This is a genomic window from Streptomyces sp. NPDC048506, assembly GCF_040651315.1.
Classification (GTDB): domain Bacteria; phylum Actinomycetota; class Actinomycetes; order Streptomycetales; family Streptomycetaceae; genus Streptomyces.
The window spans coordinates 1-14,663 of record NZ_JBEZIX010000102.1; the positions used below are offsets into that span (position 1 = coordinate 1).

The 14,663-nt window shown below is 71.9% G+C and carries 15 protein-coding genes and 2 pseudogenes; 4 read left to right on the forward strand and 13 right to left on the reverse strand.

Annotation, left to right across the window (positions count from 1 at the left end; translation table 11 throughout):
- Positions 1–151: 151 nt before the first annotated feature.
- Positions 152–586 (forward strand): VOC family protein, encoded by a 435-nt coding sequence (locus AB0C96_RS42300; protein WP_362925542.1) that lies wholly within the window; start codon positions 152–154, stop codon positions 584–586.
- 80 nt (positions 587–666) lie between these two features.
- On the opposite strand, the pseudogene AB0C96_RS42305 reads toward AB0C96_RS42300, so the two are convergent.
- The 4 genes and pseudogenes from AB0C96_RS42305 to AB0C96_RS42320 all read right to left on the reverse strand — a co-directional run.
- Positions 667–936, reverse strand: a pseudogene (locus AB0C96_RS42305) (transposase); the annotation flags it as partial.
- Between the two features lie 104 nt (positions 937–1,040).
- Entirely contained in the window at positions 1,041–2,351 is a 1,311-nt protein-coding gene (locus tag AB0C96_RS42310; protein ID WP_362925544.1) for a M64 family metallopeptidase, read from the reverse strand.
- Between the two features lie 234 nt (positions 2,352–2,585).
- Positions 2,586–2,939 carry a hypothetical protein gene (locus tag AB0C96_RS42315; RefSeq protein ID WP_362925546.1) on the reverse strand — a complete coding sequence of 118 codons (354 nt, stop codon included), beginning with the start codon at positions 2,937–2,939 and terminating at the stop codon, positions 2,586–2,588.
- A 130-nt stretch (positions 2,940–3,069) separates the two neighbouring features.
- Positions 3,070–3,984: an NADP-dependent oxidoreductase gene (locus AB0C96_RS42320; RefSeq protein ID WP_362925548.1), complete on the reverse strand. Its 915-nt coding sequence runs from the start codon at positions 3,982–3,984 to the stop codon at positions 3,070–3,072.
- A gap of 186 nt (positions 3,985–4,170) precedes the next feature.
- Here AB0C96_RS42320 and AB0C96_RS42325 point away from each other — a divergent pair, with 186 nt between their 5' ends.
- Positions 4,171–5,505: a LuxR C-terminal-related transcriptional regulator gene (locus AB0C96_RS42325; RefSeq protein WP_362925549.1), complete on the forward strand. Its 1,335-nt coding sequence runs from the start codon at positions 4,171–4,173 to the stop codon at positions 5,503–5,505.
- 161 nt (positions 5,506–5,666) lie between these two features.
- On the opposite strand, the gene AB0C96_RS42330 is transcribed toward AB0C96_RS42325, so the two are convergent.
- Positions 5,667–6,032: a hypothetical protein gene (locus AB0C96_RS42330; protein ID WP_362925551.1), complete on the reverse strand. Its 366-nt coding sequence runs from the start codon at positions 6,030–6,032 to the stop codon at positions 5,667–5,669.
- A 145-nt stretch (positions 6,033–6,177) separates the two neighbouring features.
- Between AB0C96_RS42330 and AB0C96_RS42335 the strand changes: the two genes are divergently transcribed.
- Entirely contained in the window at positions 6,178–6,522 is a 345-nt protein-coding gene (locus AB0C96_RS42335) for a hypothetical protein (RefSeq protein WP_362925552.1), read from the forward strand.
- A 44-nt stretch (positions 6,523–6,566) separates the two neighbouring features.
- Here the strand turns inward: AB0C96_RS42335 and AB0C96_RS42340 are convergent.
- Together AB0C96_RS42340 and AB0C96_RS42345 are read right to left on the reverse strand one after the other, a co-directional pair.
- Positions 6,567–7,184 (reverse strand): annotated as a pseudogene (locus AB0C96_RS42340) (endo alpha-1,4 polygalactosaminidase); the annotation flags it as partial.
- 21 nt (positions 7,185–7,205) lie between these two features.
- The gene (locus tag AB0C96_RS42345; RefSeq protein ID WP_362925554.1) at positions 7,206–8,114 is read right to left on the reverse strand and encodes a LysR family transcriptional regulator; all 909 of its coding nucleotides are present in this window, start codon (positions 8,112–8,114) and stop codon (positions 7,206–7,208) included.
- 102 nt (positions 8,115–8,216) lie between these two features.
- Between AB0C96_RS42345 and AB0C96_RS42350 the strand changes: the two genes are divergently transcribed.
- Complete coding sequence (locus AB0C96_RS42350; protein ID WP_362925556.1) at positions 8,217–9,497, forward strand: MFS transporter; 1,281 nt, start codon at positions 8,217–8,219, stop codon at positions 9,495–9,497.
- Here the strand turns inward: AB0C96_RS42350 and AB0C96_RS42355 are convergent.
- The 6 genes from AB0C96_RS42355 to AB0C96_RS42380 all read right to left on the reverse strand — a co-directional run.
- Positions 9,475–10,299, reverse strand: a complete 825-nt coding sequence (locus tag AB0C96_RS42355; RefSeq protein WP_362925557.1) for a M55 family metallopeptidase — start codon at positions 10,297–10,299, stop codon at positions 9,475–9,477. The two genes, AB0C96_RS42350 and AB0C96_RS42355, sit on opposite strands and share 23 nt — an antisense overlap.
- Positions 10,296–10,673: an isomerase gene (locus AB0C96_RS42360; protein WP_362925559.1), complete on the reverse strand. Its 378-nt coding sequence runs from the start codon at positions 10,671–10,673 to the stop codon at positions 10,296–10,298. Before AB0C96_RS42360 ends, AB0C96_RS42355 begins: the two co-directional genes overlap by 4 nt.
- A 45-nt stretch (positions 10,674–10,718) precedes the next feature.
- Complete coding sequence (locus AB0C96_RS42365) at positions 10,719–11,810, reverse strand: prephenate dehydrogenase (protein WP_362925561.1); 1,092 nt, start codon at positions 11,808–11,810, stop codon at positions 10,719–10,721.
- A 111-nt stretch (positions 11,811–11,921) separates the two neighbouring features.
- Positions 11,922–12,857, reverse strand: coding sequence for a DMT family transporter (locus AB0C96_RS42370; RefSeq protein ID WP_362925563.1), 936 nt, complete (start codon positions 12,855–12,857; stop codon positions 11,922–11,924).
- On the reverse strand, positions 12,854–14,173 hold the full coding sequence (locus AB0C96_RS42375; RefSeq protein ID WP_362925565.1) for a PLP-dependent aminotransferase family protein: 1,320 nt from the start codon (positions 14,171–14,173) through the stop codon (positions 12,854–12,856). Before AB0C96_RS42375 ends, AB0C96_RS42370 begins: the two co-directional genes overlap by 4 nt.
- A partial coding sequence (locus tag AB0C96_RS42380; protein ID WP_362925567.1) for a phytanoyl-CoA dioxygenase family protein occupies positions 14,170–14,663 on the reverse strand: 494 nt, incomplete at its 5' end. The genes AB0C96_RS42380 and AB0C96_RS42375, both read right to left, overlap by 4 nt.

A 14,663-nucleotide genomic window follows, 5' to 3' on the forward strand; every position in this document is an offset into this window, starting at 1 on the left:
GCCGGTGGCCGTTCATCTATGCGGGCATCAGCCAGAAGCCGGAGCAAACCCCCGGATCAGGTCGAACCCCTACACCACTTCCCTGGACGCAACCGGCGGACGGATCCGTCTGGGGAAATGAGCGGCAGAGTCCGCCTGCTATGGTGCGCCGATGTCAGCGATCAAGAAGTTCCAAGTCACCTTTGACTGCGCAGAACCTGAGCGCCTCGCTCGTTTCTGGTGCGAGGTGTTGGGGTATGTCATACCGCTGCCACCGGAGGGGTTCGCCACCTGGGACGATTTCAACCGCACCCTGCCTCCTGCGGAGCAGGGTTCATGGTTCGCCTGTAGTGATCCCTCAGGCGTGGGCCCGCGCCTGTACTTCCAGCGCGTCCCCGAAGGCAAGATCGTCAAGAATCGGGTGCATCTCGACGTCCGGGTCGGCACCGGGCTCGTGGGGGACGAGCGCCTCGCCACGCTCGAAGCCGAGTGCGCACGACTGGTCGCGCTCGGCGCCACCCACGTGCAAACGCTGTATGCCGATGAGGAAAACGAGTCGTGCATCCCAATGCTGGACATCGAGGGCAACGAATTCTGTATCGACTGAGCATTCTCCGAGCCGGGGAGGCGGGGAGCCGCCTCCCCTGGGCCTCTCTGGTCTCGTACGGGGCGGGAGTTACCCCGTAGTTACCCCGTGAGGGCGAGGTTGTGCAGCCGGGCGATGCCGAGCATGGCGGTGTGAACGCCGTCGCCTTTCGGACGGCAGTCACGAAGGATCTTCCATGCCTTCATCCGGGCGAAGGCGTGCTCGACGCGGGCCCAGACCTTGCGGTGGGAGGTGTTGTGCTCCTCTCTCCAAGCCGGCAGTTCGGTCTGGCCGGGTTCACGGCGGTGCGGGATGAGCAGGCCGGTGCCCCGATAGCCGCCGTCCGCGATGACCGTGGCCCGCCCGACGGCCCGGTCCGCCGGGCAATCTGGCGGACCGGGCCATCGGAGCGGGCCATCGGATCAACCGACCCGCCCCGGGGCCACCGGCGGCGGCGTCCGGGACGGGTCGTGCCTCACGGCGCGATCCGCCAGCTCAGCTTTCCGGACAGCAGCTTGCGCAGTGCCGGGTCGCGCACCGCGTCCGTACGGTCCGTGGCGCGGGCGGTGACGGTGTGGCGGCGACCGTCCGCCGGGACGCCGAGAGTGCGCGGCACGACCGTGGTCCGGCCGCGTGCGGCCCGCTGCTCACGTCCGTCGACGTACCACCTCACCTGGGCGGAGGCAGCCGGCGTGACCCGGATGCGATCCCCGCGGCGCACCGCGCGGTCGGTGCGGACCGGGCTGCTCAGCGCGTGCGCATGGCGGTAGAAGGCGGCGATCATCGCCTCGCGGCCGGGGAGGTTGAACTCGCGGCCGAGCGTCCGCATGATCGAGTTCTCGGTGGGCCGGTTCAGCCCGTACTGATAGTAGCCGCCGCCCTCGTACGCACCGACCGGGCCGCCGTCCGGCGACTGCTGGCCGATCCAGCGGTACCACTTCTGCTGCTGGGCGGTCATCTGGTCGGCGGAGAGCTTGGTGAGGTTGGCCTGGGTGGGCTCGGGACCGGTGTAGGTACCGGACTGCCCGTAGTCGTACTCGTCGGCGAGCTTGCCGAGGGAGTGACCGGTCTCGTGCACCGCTATCTGGTCGGACTGGTCGTTGTCCGAGGAGGCGGTGGCGATCCCGTCGTAGCCGACCTGCGAGGTGACGTCGTTGTAGCCCGCGCCGCCGTACTTGGTGGAGTTCCCCAGGACCACGACGAGGTCCGCGGCCGGGGCCTTGGAGGCGTACGCCTCGACCTTGCCGGTGTCGACGCAGAGCAGGCGCTCGGTGCCGTCGCAGAAGAAGGCCGAGTCCAGGGCGGTGTCGCGGACCACGTCCTTGGTCGGGTCGCCGGAGACGCCGGACTCGTTGGACACCGCGTCGACCGCCCACACGTTGAACAGGCCCTTGTACGAGGCGTACGGCTCGACGGCCGAGATCTTGGCCCACTTGGTGCGGACGTCGGCGTGGAAGTCCTCCTGCTGGGAGGCGGTGTAGCCGTCACCGATGAAGACCACGTCGAGCTTGTCGCCGACGGGGCCGTTCTGCACGATCGGGGTGACGTCGCCGTCCCCGGCGGTGATCGCCGCCATCGCGGACCGGGAGAGCGGCTTCGGGGCCGGCACGGTGGTGTGCCGCGGATGACCGTCGGGACCGGTGAAGTACTCGACGTGCTGGGTGCGTTGGGGTTGTGGGGAGGTGGACGGGGCGCCTTGCGCCGTGGTCGCGGCGACCGTGCCGGCGGCCAGCGCGGCGGCCAGTCCCGCGGTCACCGCGGTCCGTATGGAAATGCGTTTGAGCATGGGGGGTTGTCCTTCCGAATCCCACCGCAGGGCGGGGCCGAACCGGATTCAAACGCGCTCAACGTAGACGGTCCGGTGCGCAGCGGGCAACGGAAGGGGCGCAAGTGACGTGCCGCAAGGACTGGTTCGGGACGAGCGAGGGGCGGGGCCGGCCCCCGAAAAGCACCCCTCGGCCCTTGGGGACACAAGGCAGGGCCGCAACGGCTGGCCCGACCGGGGGAGTCGTCCGGATGCCTACGCAGCCATGATCCGCCGCTCCGCCAACCACCTGCCCAGCTCCTCCGGGTGCACCAGCTCGTGCTGGCCGTCCCACCCGCACCACTCCAGCCCGCTGCTCAGATACAGCGTCAGCACGCCGAGGACCTTGCCCCGCTCCCCGCGCACGGTGAACGTGACGTCGCCGCAACACATGCAGACGAAGCCTGGGGACGTCGGGTGGACCTCCAGAAGGCGGGCCAGGTCGGCGATCTCTCCGGCGTCACCCACCATCATCGACCGCTCGGCGCCGTCCGCTCCCGCGCTGACGGCGCGCACCTCGACCGATCGGGCCGACGCCCAGACACCGTCCACCGCACGTAGCTCCGCCACGTCCGCCGCCTCCCCGTACTCCGTGCTCGGACCTGCTCCGGCCGGGGGCGCCACCGTAGCCGACGCCCCGGGCCGGTCACCGGCCCACCGCAGGCCCGAGCGACGCCCGGACCTCGACGCGGACCTCGCTTCAGACCTCGATGACGAGCTTGCCGCGCACATGGCCGGCCTCGCTCAGCTCCTGGGCCCGGGCGGCGTCCGCGAGCGGGAAGGCCTCCACGACGGGCACGGTCAGCCGCCCCTCGACGGCGAGCCGGGCGTGCTCGGCCAGCCATGCCCGGGCCTGCTCCGGCGGCGTACCGCCCGCGGAGAACGGCACACCGTGGTCGGCGGCGTTCGGGTCGGCGATGGTGACGATGCGGTCCGTCGTGCCGCCGCGCAGCGCGATCGAGACCGGCAGCGCATCGTGCCCGGCGGCGTCGAACACCGCGTCCACGCCCTGCGGAGCGGCCGCCCGGACCCGGTCGGCCAGGCCCTCCCCGTACGCCACCGGCACGGCGCCCAGCGCACGGAGGAAGTCGTGGTTGGCCGGGGACGCGGTACCGATGACCGTCGCGCCCAGGGCCACCGCGAGCTGCACGGCCACCTGGCCGACCGCGCCCGCGGCGCCGTGCAACAGCAGCGTCTCGCCCTTCCGCAGCCCCAGCTCGTCGAGGACGCGTTGCGCGGTCTCACCGGCGACCGGCAGGGCCGCCGCGGTCGCGAAGGACAACTCGGCCGGCTTGGGCACGATGTCCCCGGCGATGGCGTACTCGGCGTACGCACCGGTCCTGGTCCAGCCGAACACCTCGTCGCCGACGGCCACCCCGGTGACGCCCTCGCCGAGCGCGTCGACGACCCCGGCGAACTCCAGGCCCGGCACGGCGGGGAAGGTCGTCGGGTAGTACTGCTCGACCCACCCGTAACGCCGCTTGTAGTCCAGCGGGTTGACGCCGACCGTCACCACCTTCACCCGTACGTCGCCCGGCCCGGGCTCCGGCTTGTCGGTCTCCCCGAACGTGAGCACCTCGGCGCCGCCGAACGTGTGGTAGATGATCGCTCGCATTGTGCAACTCCCCGTTGAGCACCCGAGCAGGCGGGGCTGAGCCGTACGCCTGCAACGGGTCGGATTGATGGGCTGACGACCCCAAGCCTGATCCCTGTTGGGGCGACCGACCGCCAGCCATTCGAACAGTCCGGCCTGGCCGAAAGGCCAGCGCCGGCCCGCGCGCCGCTGACTACGCTGAGGCACATGGAGTTGACCGCACCCGGAGCCGTGACCGCCCTGACCGCCGCCCACGAGGTGATCCGCCAGCCACTGGGCGAGATCCTGCCGCGGCTCTCCGCCGTCCTGGCCGAACTGGTCCCGCACCGGGCGGCGGCCGAACTCTCCACGCACTGTGCCCACTCACCGTTCAAGACGGCCGGTGATCCGGAGATCACCGGCCGGATCTCCACCGCCGACCTGGCGCCGCTGCTCGCCTCGGGCGTCCCCGGCCGGCCGTGGCAGGGCACCCTCACCCTCGCCGGCGCGGAACGACCCGTACTCGCCGTCACCAGCCATGCCACGCCCCGTGGCGCCGTCCTGCTGCTGGTGCGGGACGGGGACGGCGCGGGCCGCGCCACGGAGGACGGAAGCCCGGGCTCGGGCGCGGCCCGGGCCACCGCCACCACCACCCCGCCGCCCGTCGACGACGCCGCCCTCGCCTGCGTACAGGCCCTGTGGGACGTGGTGACCAGCCACTTGGACCGGATGGCGGTGGAGGCCCTGCCCGGCGCGCTGGCCCGCTCGCGCACCGCCGCCGGCACCCGGGCCCGTGTGATCGCGGAGCTGGGCGAGGCCTACTCGTCCGTGCTCACCGGGCTGTTGGGCGTGCTGCGCAGCCGCACCCTGGACGACGCGGCGGCCCGCGCCACCGCCACCGACCTGGCGGTCTCGGCGCTGGTGGACCTGCGCGCGGAGGCGGAACGGGACCAGGAGATCGCCGAGGAGCCGGCCGGCCAGGCCTTCGCCCGGCTCGCCGATTCGCTGCGGCCGCTGGTCCGCTACAGCCCCGTACGGCTGGAGCTGGGCGCGCCGGACTCCACCCGGACGGTGGCCGCCGACGTGGCGCACACCGCGCGGGTGATCGTCCGGGCCCTGTTGTTGAAGGTGCTGGAGCAGGAGACGGTCAGCCGGGTGCACATCGGCTGGCAGCTCACCGACGACGAACTGCGCGCGACCGTACGGGACGACGGGCCCGGCACCCTCACCCACGCCGCGCTCGCCCCCGGCCGCGTCACCGAGCGACTCGACGTCCTCGACGGGCGGTTGGACGTCGACGCGGTACCCGGATGGGGCACCACGGTGTCGGCCACCATCCCCCTACGGGTCTCCCAGGACGCCGCCCCCGACCCGCTCATCTCCCTCGGCGAGCGGGAACTGGAGGTCCTGGCCCGGCTGGCGCTCGGGCACCGCAACCGGGCCATCGCGCAGGAGTTGCACATCAGCGAGTCCACCGTGAAGTTCCATGTCGCGAAGATCCTCACCAAGCTCGGCGTGGGGTCGCGCGGCGAGGCGGCGGCCCTCTTCCACGCCGTGGCGTAGGAGAGCGGGCCCAAGGGAAACGGGCCCGGCGCGAGGGGACCGTCAGTAGGCATCCGTCAACAGGGACCCGTCAGTGGGGACCGTGTGTTCGGAGTCATATTGGCATTGTGGTGAGGCGGCGGTACGCGGAACGACAGGGCGCAACGTACCGCCGCACCGACTCACGCACCGTCATGCCGCCCCACCACCGTGTCGTACAGCGGCCACCCGTCCCACTCCGCCTCACGGGCCACCGGTGGGACCAGCCCCCGCGCCGTCACCTCGTCGACGAACCGCCGCACGACGCCCGGCTCGTGGAGGTTGAGCACACCACCACGCCGGTCGCCCACCCCGCCGGAGTGCAGCAACCCGTCCGGGACCATACGTCCCGGCTGGGCGCGGAAGACCAGCCGCAGCGTCGTCCGCGTGCCCCCGTGGTGCAGGGAGAGGACCTCACTGCATGCGTGAGGCGCGTGCCGGTGCCGCACCGACCAGTGCCAGGTCTCCTCTCCCACGACCAGACGTCGCGGCTGCCGATTTCTTCTCATGCGTCCGAGCCTAGAGGTGCCTTCCCGATCTCCTGGTCCCGGGAGATCGAGAAGACGGACCGTGGGTGAACGCCGGCGCCCGGCCTCCCGTATCTCTCCATGTCCGTGCCCTACCGGGCATCGGCCCACCACATGAGGAGCGCACATGACCGACCCCGGCACCCCTCCGCTCCACGCCCTGCCGGACGGCGACGCCGAACTGTCCCTGGTGGTTCGCCTGCACTGGGAGGACGTCGCCGCCCTCGGCCAGGAGGCCGGCCGACTCGCCGCCCGGATGAAGCGCCCGGTCAGCCTGGACGAGGCGGCCAGTCACCGACTGCGCATCAGGACGGCCGCACCGCCCACCAGGACGGTGGCGCAGGAGCGCCCGCAGCCCGCCGTGGCGTCCACCACGGTGTCGCCCCTGCCGGCACGCTCCCCGCAGGAGCAGGCCCGGCAGGCGATCGAGAAGATCAACGGTGGCGCCGCCGCCGGTCATGAGACGGCATAGCGCGGCGCCGCGGACCGGTCCGGGCGGGCGTGCCTCCGGGCGGCTCAGCAGCGGTCGTCCAGGTACCCCGGGGCGCCGGCCGGCCGGACCTCGCGGTCGCGGAGGGTGAGGGAGAGGGAGGTGGCCCGGGCCCGGCAGGCGGCGGTGAAGTCCTGCCGGGTGTATTCGATGACGAAGACCCTGTCGTCGTAGGCCTTCGCGAAGTCGGCGCACTCCTGGTAGCGGGTGCACTCCTCGACGACGGCGAAGTCGAAGCCGATGCGCTGGCGTTGCGGCAGCAGGTCCGTGGTGTTCTTCTGGGCGATGGCCAGCCGCTCCCGGTGCGCGCGGCGGGCCAGCAGCTCGGCGAACGCCGCGGCGTGCGCGGCGGTGAGCCGTCCGTGGGAGCGCTCGTAGGAGTCGAGGTTGTCGGGTTCGACGGCGTCGTAACTCGCCTCGGCGCAGCCGTCGATCCACGGGCCGACGACGTCCAGCAGCGCCGTGCGCTTGGCGGCGGTGGAGATGTCGAGCAGCGGCTCGTGCCAGTCCTCGTCGACGACGAGCTTGCCGTGCGCGTCCTTGAGGAGGAGCTCGGGGTGGTGCCGCTGCCAGGTGCCGCCGGCGTCGGGCTGTGCCTGGAAGGCGTTGACGTAGCAGATGTTGTACCGGCCCGGGGCGGGCTCGGTGGCGATGCCGGGCCCGGGTCATCGTTCGATGCGCGGCCGCATCTCCTGGGCCAGGGTGAGGGTGAGGGCCCGGAAGATCTTCACCTCCGGGTTGCCGTCGTCGGCGCGCACGGCGAGGTAGCTGCTCTCCCACGGGGCGTCCAGGACGGGCACGAACACCGCCCCGGGCCAGGCGTAGTAGCGGGCGAAGGACTTCAGCCCGGAACCGGCCGCGCGTCCGGCGACCACGCCGGTCAGCACGTCCTGCGGCGTCAGCGCGCAGTCCGGACTGCGGCGCTGTGCCTCGTGGTTGAAGTAGAGGTAGTTGGTGAAGGTGGCCGGGGTGTGGCCGGGCACCTGGACGAAGGGCAGGTCGATGACGTCCGCCACGCGGACGCCCTCCTCCCGGGCGTCCGCCAGCGCGGACGCCGCCGGGACCGCGATGATGCGCTGCTCCGTGGTGAGTACGTCCACGGCGATGCGCTCGTCGTCCGGCGCCGGCCGGACGAACGCCGCGTCCACCCGGTCCTCGGAGAGCGCGGTGACGTGCTCGGTGAAGTCGAGCTGCCGCAGCTCGACGGGGACTTCGGGGCGGGCCCGTCGGAACGCGTTGATCGCGGCGGGCGTCAGCTCCGCCGAGCCGTGGCCCATGATGCCGACCCGCAGTGGGCGGTGGGTGTCGGGCTCGGGCTCCCGCACGACATCGGCGATGTCGTCCAGCGCGGCGTTCGCGGCGGCCAGCAGGGTGCGGGCGTGGCCGGCCAGCCGGGATCCGGCACGGGTGGGGGAGACCGGGTTGCGGTGCAGCAACTGGGTGCCGAGCTCGGTCTCCAGCTGACGTATGTGCTGGGTGACCGCGGGCGGCGAGAGGAACAGCCGGGCGGCGGCCCGTTTGAAATGTCCTTCCTCGACCACCGCCAGGAAGGACGACAGCAAGCGAAGGTCCATGTCAGCCACCCTAAGGGGCCGCGCCGGGCCCCACGGTACCGGCGTTCAGGATTCGTGAACGCGGGCGGCGCCGGCCGGGTCACGGCGCCGAGACTTACCGCCATGAGCAGCACAGTGAAGCGCCGTACGAGCGCCGGCCCGGTCGCCGGTGTCCGCGCCACCGCCCCGCCCCCGCCCGGCCGCCGCCACGGCCTCCGCGTCGCCTGGACGATGCTGGCCTCCGGCTGGAGCGCCAACCAGTTCTCCGCCCTGCTGGGCGCCTACCGCACCGAAGCGGGCCTGTCGGAGTCCACGGTGACCGGGCTGTTCGCGGTGTACGTCCTCGGGCTGATCCCCGGGCTGCTGACCGGCGGGCCGCTGGCCGACCGGCACGGCCGCCGCCCGGTGGCGCTGCTCGCCCTGGGAGTCAATCTGCTGTCCACCTGCCTGCTGATGGCCGGCTCGGTCGCCACCTGGTGCCTGCTCCCGGGGCGCTTCCTGACCGGACTCGGCGCGGGTGCGCTGCTGGCCGCCGGTAGCGCCTGGGTCAAGGAGCTGTCCTCCCCGCCGTACGACCCGGACACCGCGCCGGGGACGGCCGCCAAACGGTCCGGGGTGTTCGTCTCCGCGGGCTTCGCCTCGGGCGGGCTGGTCGCCGCCCTGATCGCCCAGTGGGCGCCGTACCCGATGGTGACCGCGTACCTGCCGCACCTCGTCCTGGCGGTCGGCGCGGGCGCCGCGGCGCTCGGCGCGCCGGAGTCCCGCCCGACCCGCGCCCGCCCGGCCGACGGCTCCGCCGCCGCGGCCGACCGGTCCGTCCCGTGGGCCCGTTTCTGGCGGGCGCTGCTGCCGGTCGCGCCCTGGGTGTTCGCGGCCCCGACGATCGGCTTCGTCACCCTGCCCGGTCTGGTCGACGGCGGCCTGGCCGGATGGCGGACCGTCTACGCCGGGGTGGCCACCGCCGTCGTCCCCGGCTCCGGGCTGGCCGTCCAACCGCTGGCCCGCCGCCTGGCCACCCGGCACCGGACGGTCACCGGCATCGTCGGGCTGCTGGTGATCGCGGCCGGGTTCGCCCTGGCCGCGCCGGCCGCCGCCCATGGGCAGCCCTGGCTGGCGCTCGGTGCCGCCGCGGTCCTCGGTGCCGGCTACGGGCTGACCCTGAGCTTCGGCCTCACCGAGGTCGCCGCCCTCGCCCCGCGGTCCCAACTCGCCCGCATCACCTCGCTGTTCTGGACGCTGGCCTACACCGGCATGTTCACCCCGTACGCCCTGGCCGCCCTCTCCACCGCCTACGCAATGCCGGCGCTGCTGTGGTCGGGCGCACTGCTGGCGGTGCTGGCCTGCGCCGTCTTCGTCCTGCTCAACCGGGACCGGGGCGGCGTCACTCGGCGATCCCACGGGTGAGCAGCACCACGGTGACGAAGGTCCGGTACAGCCGGATCGGATCGTCGTCGGTGAGGCGGACCGTCACCTCGTCGACCGCCTCGACCCGGTTGATCCAGGTCGCCATCTCGGCGAGGTCCGCGTTGCGGAACCGTACGGTGAGCGTGGCCGGCAGGTCGATAGCCGGCGGGACGGCGTGCGGCAGGCGCAGCACCGCCTCCCGGGCCGCCTCCCGGATCACCTCGCGCGCCTGCTCGGGGTGCAGGCTGTCCGCCGCGAAGCGGGACACCGACGTCTTGACCACCGCGGCGCGGATGCCGGGACAGAACGGCTCGACCTCCTCCGCGGTCGTCCGGTCACCCGTGATCAGCACCACCGGCACCCCATGGCCGAGTGCCACCAGGGCGTTGACACCGCTCTCGCCCGCCGGCACCCCGTTCAGCCACACCCCGGCGATCGCCCGCGGGTTGTAGGTGTGCGAGAGGGCGGACGGGGCGCCGGCCACCGACCCGTGGTACGAGACGAAGAAGACCCCGTCGAAGGTGCCGTCGAGCCCCTGCATCATGTAGAGCGGCTTGTGCCGGCCGGACAGGTAGCGGGCCCGGCCCGCGAGCCCGTCCGGCCGGAGGTTGGCCATCGACGAGTGCGCGTCGTTGACCAGGAACGCGGTGGCGCCGGCGGACCGGGCGCCCTCGATCGCGGCGTTCACCTCTTCCTGGAGCAGCCCGCGGAAGTAGTCGTACTGGGAGCCGGACGGCCGGCACTGCTCCCAGTCGACGACCCCGGCGGTGCCTTCCATGTCAGAGGAGACGAAGATCTTCACTGCTGTTCGCCCGCCGGCGTCACATGCTTGGCGTACGCCGCATCGAGGTCGCGGACGTCGACGGAGGCGTGCACCGACACGCCCGTCGCCGCCGCCGTGTGGCGGCGCACCAGGTCGAGGACCGCCCGGCCGAGCGCGGACTTGGTCTCCGTCGTACGGCCCGGCAGGATCGCGAAGTCGAGGTGGATCAGGGCCTGTTGGGGCTCGTCGTGGGCGATGACCACCTCGTCCGCACAGCGGAAGCGGGTCTTGCAGCTCTCGACGGTGATGCCGTCGACCGTCTGCGCGGCCAGCGCGTGCAGCGCGCGGGCGAAGCCACGGCGATCGAGGACGTCCCGCAGTGCGGCGTCGTACTCGACGAGGATGTGCGGCATGGTCGGTTCTCCTTCCGAGGGTGGATGGACGGGACCGAACGGAGGCTAGCGGACCGCCCAGCCCCGGTCCCGCAGCGCTTCGGTGAGAGGGCGCGCCACGTCCGGGGCCACCAGCAGTCCAACCGAGTCGTCCGGGGCCGGCGCCTCCCCGGCATCCGGGAGGACCATGCCCTCCAGATCCAGCCGTGCCTCGTCCAGATCCCCGAGCAGGCGCTCTAGCGGCCGGTTCCGGTCGCCGACGGCGACCGAGAGCACCGTGGCAGGTCTCTCCGCCGTGCCGCCGTACGGGGGCACGATGCGGGCCCGGCCGTCGACGCCGCGGCGCAGTATCCCGGTCAGCTCCGCCAAGGCGTCGCCCTGCGGCTCCGGATCGTCCGTGGCCAGCCGGGCCAGTGCGTCCGCGGCGGTCGCCAGGTCCACGCTGAGCGCGGCGAGCAGCGGGCCGAGGGCGGCGGCATTGGCGGCGAGGATGTCGGTCCACAGCCCGGCATCGCCGGACGCGACCCGGGTGACGTCCCGCATCCCGCGACCGGCCAGCCGTACCGCGTGCTCGTCGCCCTCCAGCAGCCGGGCGGCGGTGAGCGTCGCCATCAGATGGGGGAGGTGGGAGACGAGCGCCACGGCCCGGTCGTGGTCCGCCGGTTCCAGCAGCACCGGCACGGCGCCGCACAGCGAGACCAGTTCCAGGGCCCGGTTGAGCGCGAACTCGCTGGTCTCCGGGGTGGGGGTGAGCACCCAGTGGTGGTCCTGGAAGAGGTCGGCGCGGGCCGCGAGCGGTCCGGAGCGCTCCCGGCCGGCCATCGGGTGCCCGCCCACCAGGGTCGTGGTGTCGCAGCCGAGGGCCAGGCACTCGGCGTGCGGCAGCGCCTTGACGCTCGCCACGTCGGTGTAGACCCGGGCCAGTTCGGCCTTCTGGTGGTCGGCGAGGGTCCTGGAGGTGTGGGAGGGAGGGACGGCGATGACCGCGATGTCCACCGGTTCGGACGGTGGTTCGGCGGTCCCGGCGCCCCGCGCCACCGCGATCCGAACGCTGTCCGGATCGCGGTCGATCAGATGCGTGCGCACTCCCCGGCCGGTCAGTGCCAGGGCGATGGAGGTACCGATGAGACCGGTGCCGACGACTGCGGCGGTATGCAAGGTGGCGCTCCTTGGCCGTGGGATGGGGGGCGGCGAAGGCGGGCGGGTGCACCCGCCCCGGCCCGGCCGTGGCGGCGGACGGGCGGGCCGGTGACGGTCGTTCGGTCGGTGTCAGCGGTCCGCCGTGGCGGGAGCCGTCCGTTCTGCCGGGTCCGCTCTGCCGGTCAGCCGCCGGAGCAGCGCCGGGTTGGCCAGCATCACCGCATTGCCCAGCAGGATCAGTGCGACGCCGGCCAGGTCCCGCGCCGTCCAGGTGAACTCCTCGAAGACCGTGGACAGCAGCAGCGCCACGATCGGGAAGAGCACCATCGCGTACGCGGCACGCTCACCGCCGATCCTGCCGAGCAGGGTGAGGTAGGCACCGAAGCCCACCACCGACCCGAAGACGGCGAGGTAGACCAGTGAGCCGGTGTACTTGAGGGTGGGCTGGAACAGCGCGCCGCCTCCGTAGAACGCGGCGAACGGGGCCATCAGCAGCGCGCCGTACGCCATGGCGTACCCCGTGCCCTGCACCACCGGGATGCCCGCCGCCTGGGTCTTGCCGGAGACCACGTTGCCCAGGCAGAAGACCAGGGTGCCGATGGCCGACAGCACGATGCCCTGGCCCGATCCGGAGGAGAGGCCGAAGTTCTGGAACTCCGGCCAGAACACCGCCACGATCCCCAGCAGCCCGATGCCTCCACCGACCAGCATCTTCGCGGTGATCGTGCGTCGGAAGAAGACGCGGGCGAAGACCATGTTCACCAGCAGCGACATCGCGAAGATGATCGAGACCAGTCCGGTGGTCAGATACTGCTCGGCGAAGTAGAAGCAGACGAAGTTGGTGGAGAACATCAGCCCGCCCATGAGGACGAACTGGCCGTGCACCCGCAGCGGGTAGCGCAGCGGCAGTCCGCGCAACCGTGCCCACGCCAGCAGGATCACGGCGGCCAGCGCGAAGCGGTACGCGATCGATGCCGTCGGGTGCACGTCGCCCAACTGGCCCTTGATGGCCAGCCAGGTGGAGCCCCAGATCAGCACCGTCACGACGTACAGAACGGCGTTCATCCGCAGCTCCGTTCCAGCAGCCCGACCAGTCGACGGGCGCCCTCGGCGACCTGATCAGGCGTCAGATAGCTGAGGGAGAGACGCAGTTGGTGACGACCGCCGTCACCTTCGGGGTAGAAGTAGCTCATCGGTGTCCAGATCACTCCGTGCTCGCGGGCGGACTCTTCCAGCAGTGCATTGTCCGCTGGAACCGGGAGCGTCAGGGTGAGGAAGAAGCCGCCCGCAGGCGAATTCCAGCTGATTCCGGCCGCCTCGCGCCGGTCCTCGGGAAGCAGCCGGTCGAGATGGTCGAGCAGGACCTGGAGATTCCCCTGGTAGAAGTCGGCGGCCGGTTTGTTGGCCTCCCGCAGCCGGAAGTCATGGGTGAGCAGCATGCCCCCGATGACCGCCTGGCTGAGCGCCGGGGTGTTCACCGTCACCATGCCCTTGATCTTGGACAGTTCGTCCGCCAGCAGGGTACGGCTGCCGTCCGCGGCCTCGACCTGCTGGTCGGCGACCACATAGCCGACCCGGGCGCCCGGGAAGCAGGTCTTGGCGAACGATCCGAGGTAGATCACCCGCTGCCGGTCGTCCAGTGCCTTGAGCGTCGGCAGGCCGCTGCCGGTACGGGTGAAGAACCCGTACGGGTTGTCCTCCAGGAGGAGCAGGTCCTCCTCCTCGGCCAGCTCCAGCAGCCGGCGGCGCGCGGGCACCGGCAGACAGGTGCCTGTCGGGTTGGAGAAGTCCGGCACCACGTAGAACGCCCGCGGCCGCTTCCCGGCGGCGCGCAGCTCGGCGACCGTGCGCCGCAGGACGTCCGGATCGCACCCCTGCTCGCCCTCGGGGACGTGGACCGTCTCGATGTCCAGCAGCCGTGCCGCCCCGGTGATGCCGACGTAGCACGGCGAGGAGACCAGCAGTACGTCCGAGGGGTCGCCGAAGAGCGCACGGAGGACCAGGAACATCCCCTCCTGACAGCCCACGGTGACCACCAGGGACGCCGGATCGGCCGTGATGCCCTCGTCGTTGTGCAGGGCGCGGGCCACCAGCTCGTGGATCTGCCCGTTGGTGCGCCCGTACTGGAACAGCAGCGTGCGGACCTCGTCCGGGGACCGGCCCTGATCCTCGATCAGGTACCGCTGGTAGGCGTCCAGGTAGTCGCCGATCCGCTCGACCTCGAAGAGCCCTTCGTACGGGCGTCCCGGACCGAAGGAGATCGCCTCCGGGTAGCGGGAGGTGACCTCGTTGAGGAAGTTCATCACCTCCATGAGCGGATCGCCGAGCGAGCCGTGCAGCCCTTGCGCCGACAGCACGGTGGTGGGGGGAGCTTCACTCACCGGGCGTCCTCCCACAGGACGGGGCAGAAGTCCGCGTCGGTGTAGTCGGGGTTGCCGTTCGCGTCCTTGCCGACCAGGACGTCGTTGTTGTAGACGACCAGGTCGCCGTTGGACAGCTCGTAGGGCCGCCACTGGTTGGTGCGGTCCTGGAGGTGGAAGGAGATGGAGCGGCGGGGGCGGTCGCTGACGTTGTAGCCGCTGCCGTGGTAGGTGCGGCAGTGGTGGAAGCTGATGTGCCCCTTGGGGATGTTCACCGGCACCTTGCGGACGGTTGCGTTGTTGAAGGCGGCGTTCTCCTCCAGCATCTCCTCCAGCTCCGACCGGTCGCGGTCGGCGAAGTGACGGCTGGTGGAGTCGTCGCCGCCGGTCTCCTTCCAGCGGTGGCTGCCGTCGATCATCGTGATGGTGCCCATCTCCTCGTCACAGTCGTGGAAGGGGATGAAGGCGGTCAGCATCTCGTCGGAGGTGCAGGTCTGCCAGTAGTGGCGGT

What these genes read in the sequence shown, in the direction of transcription:
- AB0C96_RS42370 (WP_362925563.1), bottom strand. Translation starts at nt 12,857, where the DNA reads ATGAACGCCGTTCTGTACGTCGTGACGGTGCTGATCTGGGGCTCCACC.
- AB0C96_RS42310 (WP_362925544.1), bottom strand. Translation starts at nt 2,351, where the DNA reads ATGCTCAAACGCATTTCCATACGGACCGCGGTGACCGCGGGACTGGCC.
- AB0C96_RS42335 (WP_362925552.1), top strand. Translation starts at nt 6,178, where the DNA reads ATGACCGACCCCGGCACCCCTCCGCTCCACGCCCTGCCGGACGGCGAC.
- AB0C96_RS42345 (WP_362925554.1), bottom strand. Translation starts at nt 8,114, where the DNA reads ATGGACCTTCGCTTGCTGTCGTCCTTCCTGGCGGTGGTCGAGGAAGGA.
- AB0C96_RS42320 (WP_362925548.1), bottom strand. Translation starts at nt 3,984, where the DNA reads ATGCGAGCGATCATCTACCACACGTTCGGCGGCGCCGAGGTGCTCACG.
- AB0C96_RS42325 (WP_362925549.1), top strand. Translation starts at nt 4,171, where the DNA reads ATGGAGTTGACCGCACCCGGAGCCGTGACCGCCCTGACCGCCGCCCAC.
- AB0C96_RS42360 (WP_362925559.1), bottom strand. Translation starts at nt 10,673, where the DNA reads ATGCCGCACATCCTCGTCGAGTACGACGCCGCACTGCGGGACGTCCTC.
- AB0C96_RS42350 (WP_362925556.1), top strand. Translation starts at nt 8,217, where the DNA reads ATGAGCAGCACAGTGAAGCGCCGTACGAGCGCCGGCCCGGTCGCCGGT.
- AB0C96_RS42300 (WP_362925542.1), top strand. Translation starts at nt 152, where the DNA reads ATGTCAGCGATCAAGAAGTTCCAAGTCACCTTTGACTGCGCAGAACCT.
- AB0C96_RS42330 (WP_362925551.1), bottom strand. Translation starts at nt 6,032, where the DNA reads ATGAGAAGAAATCGGCAGCCGCGACGTCTGGTCGTGGGAGAGGAGACC.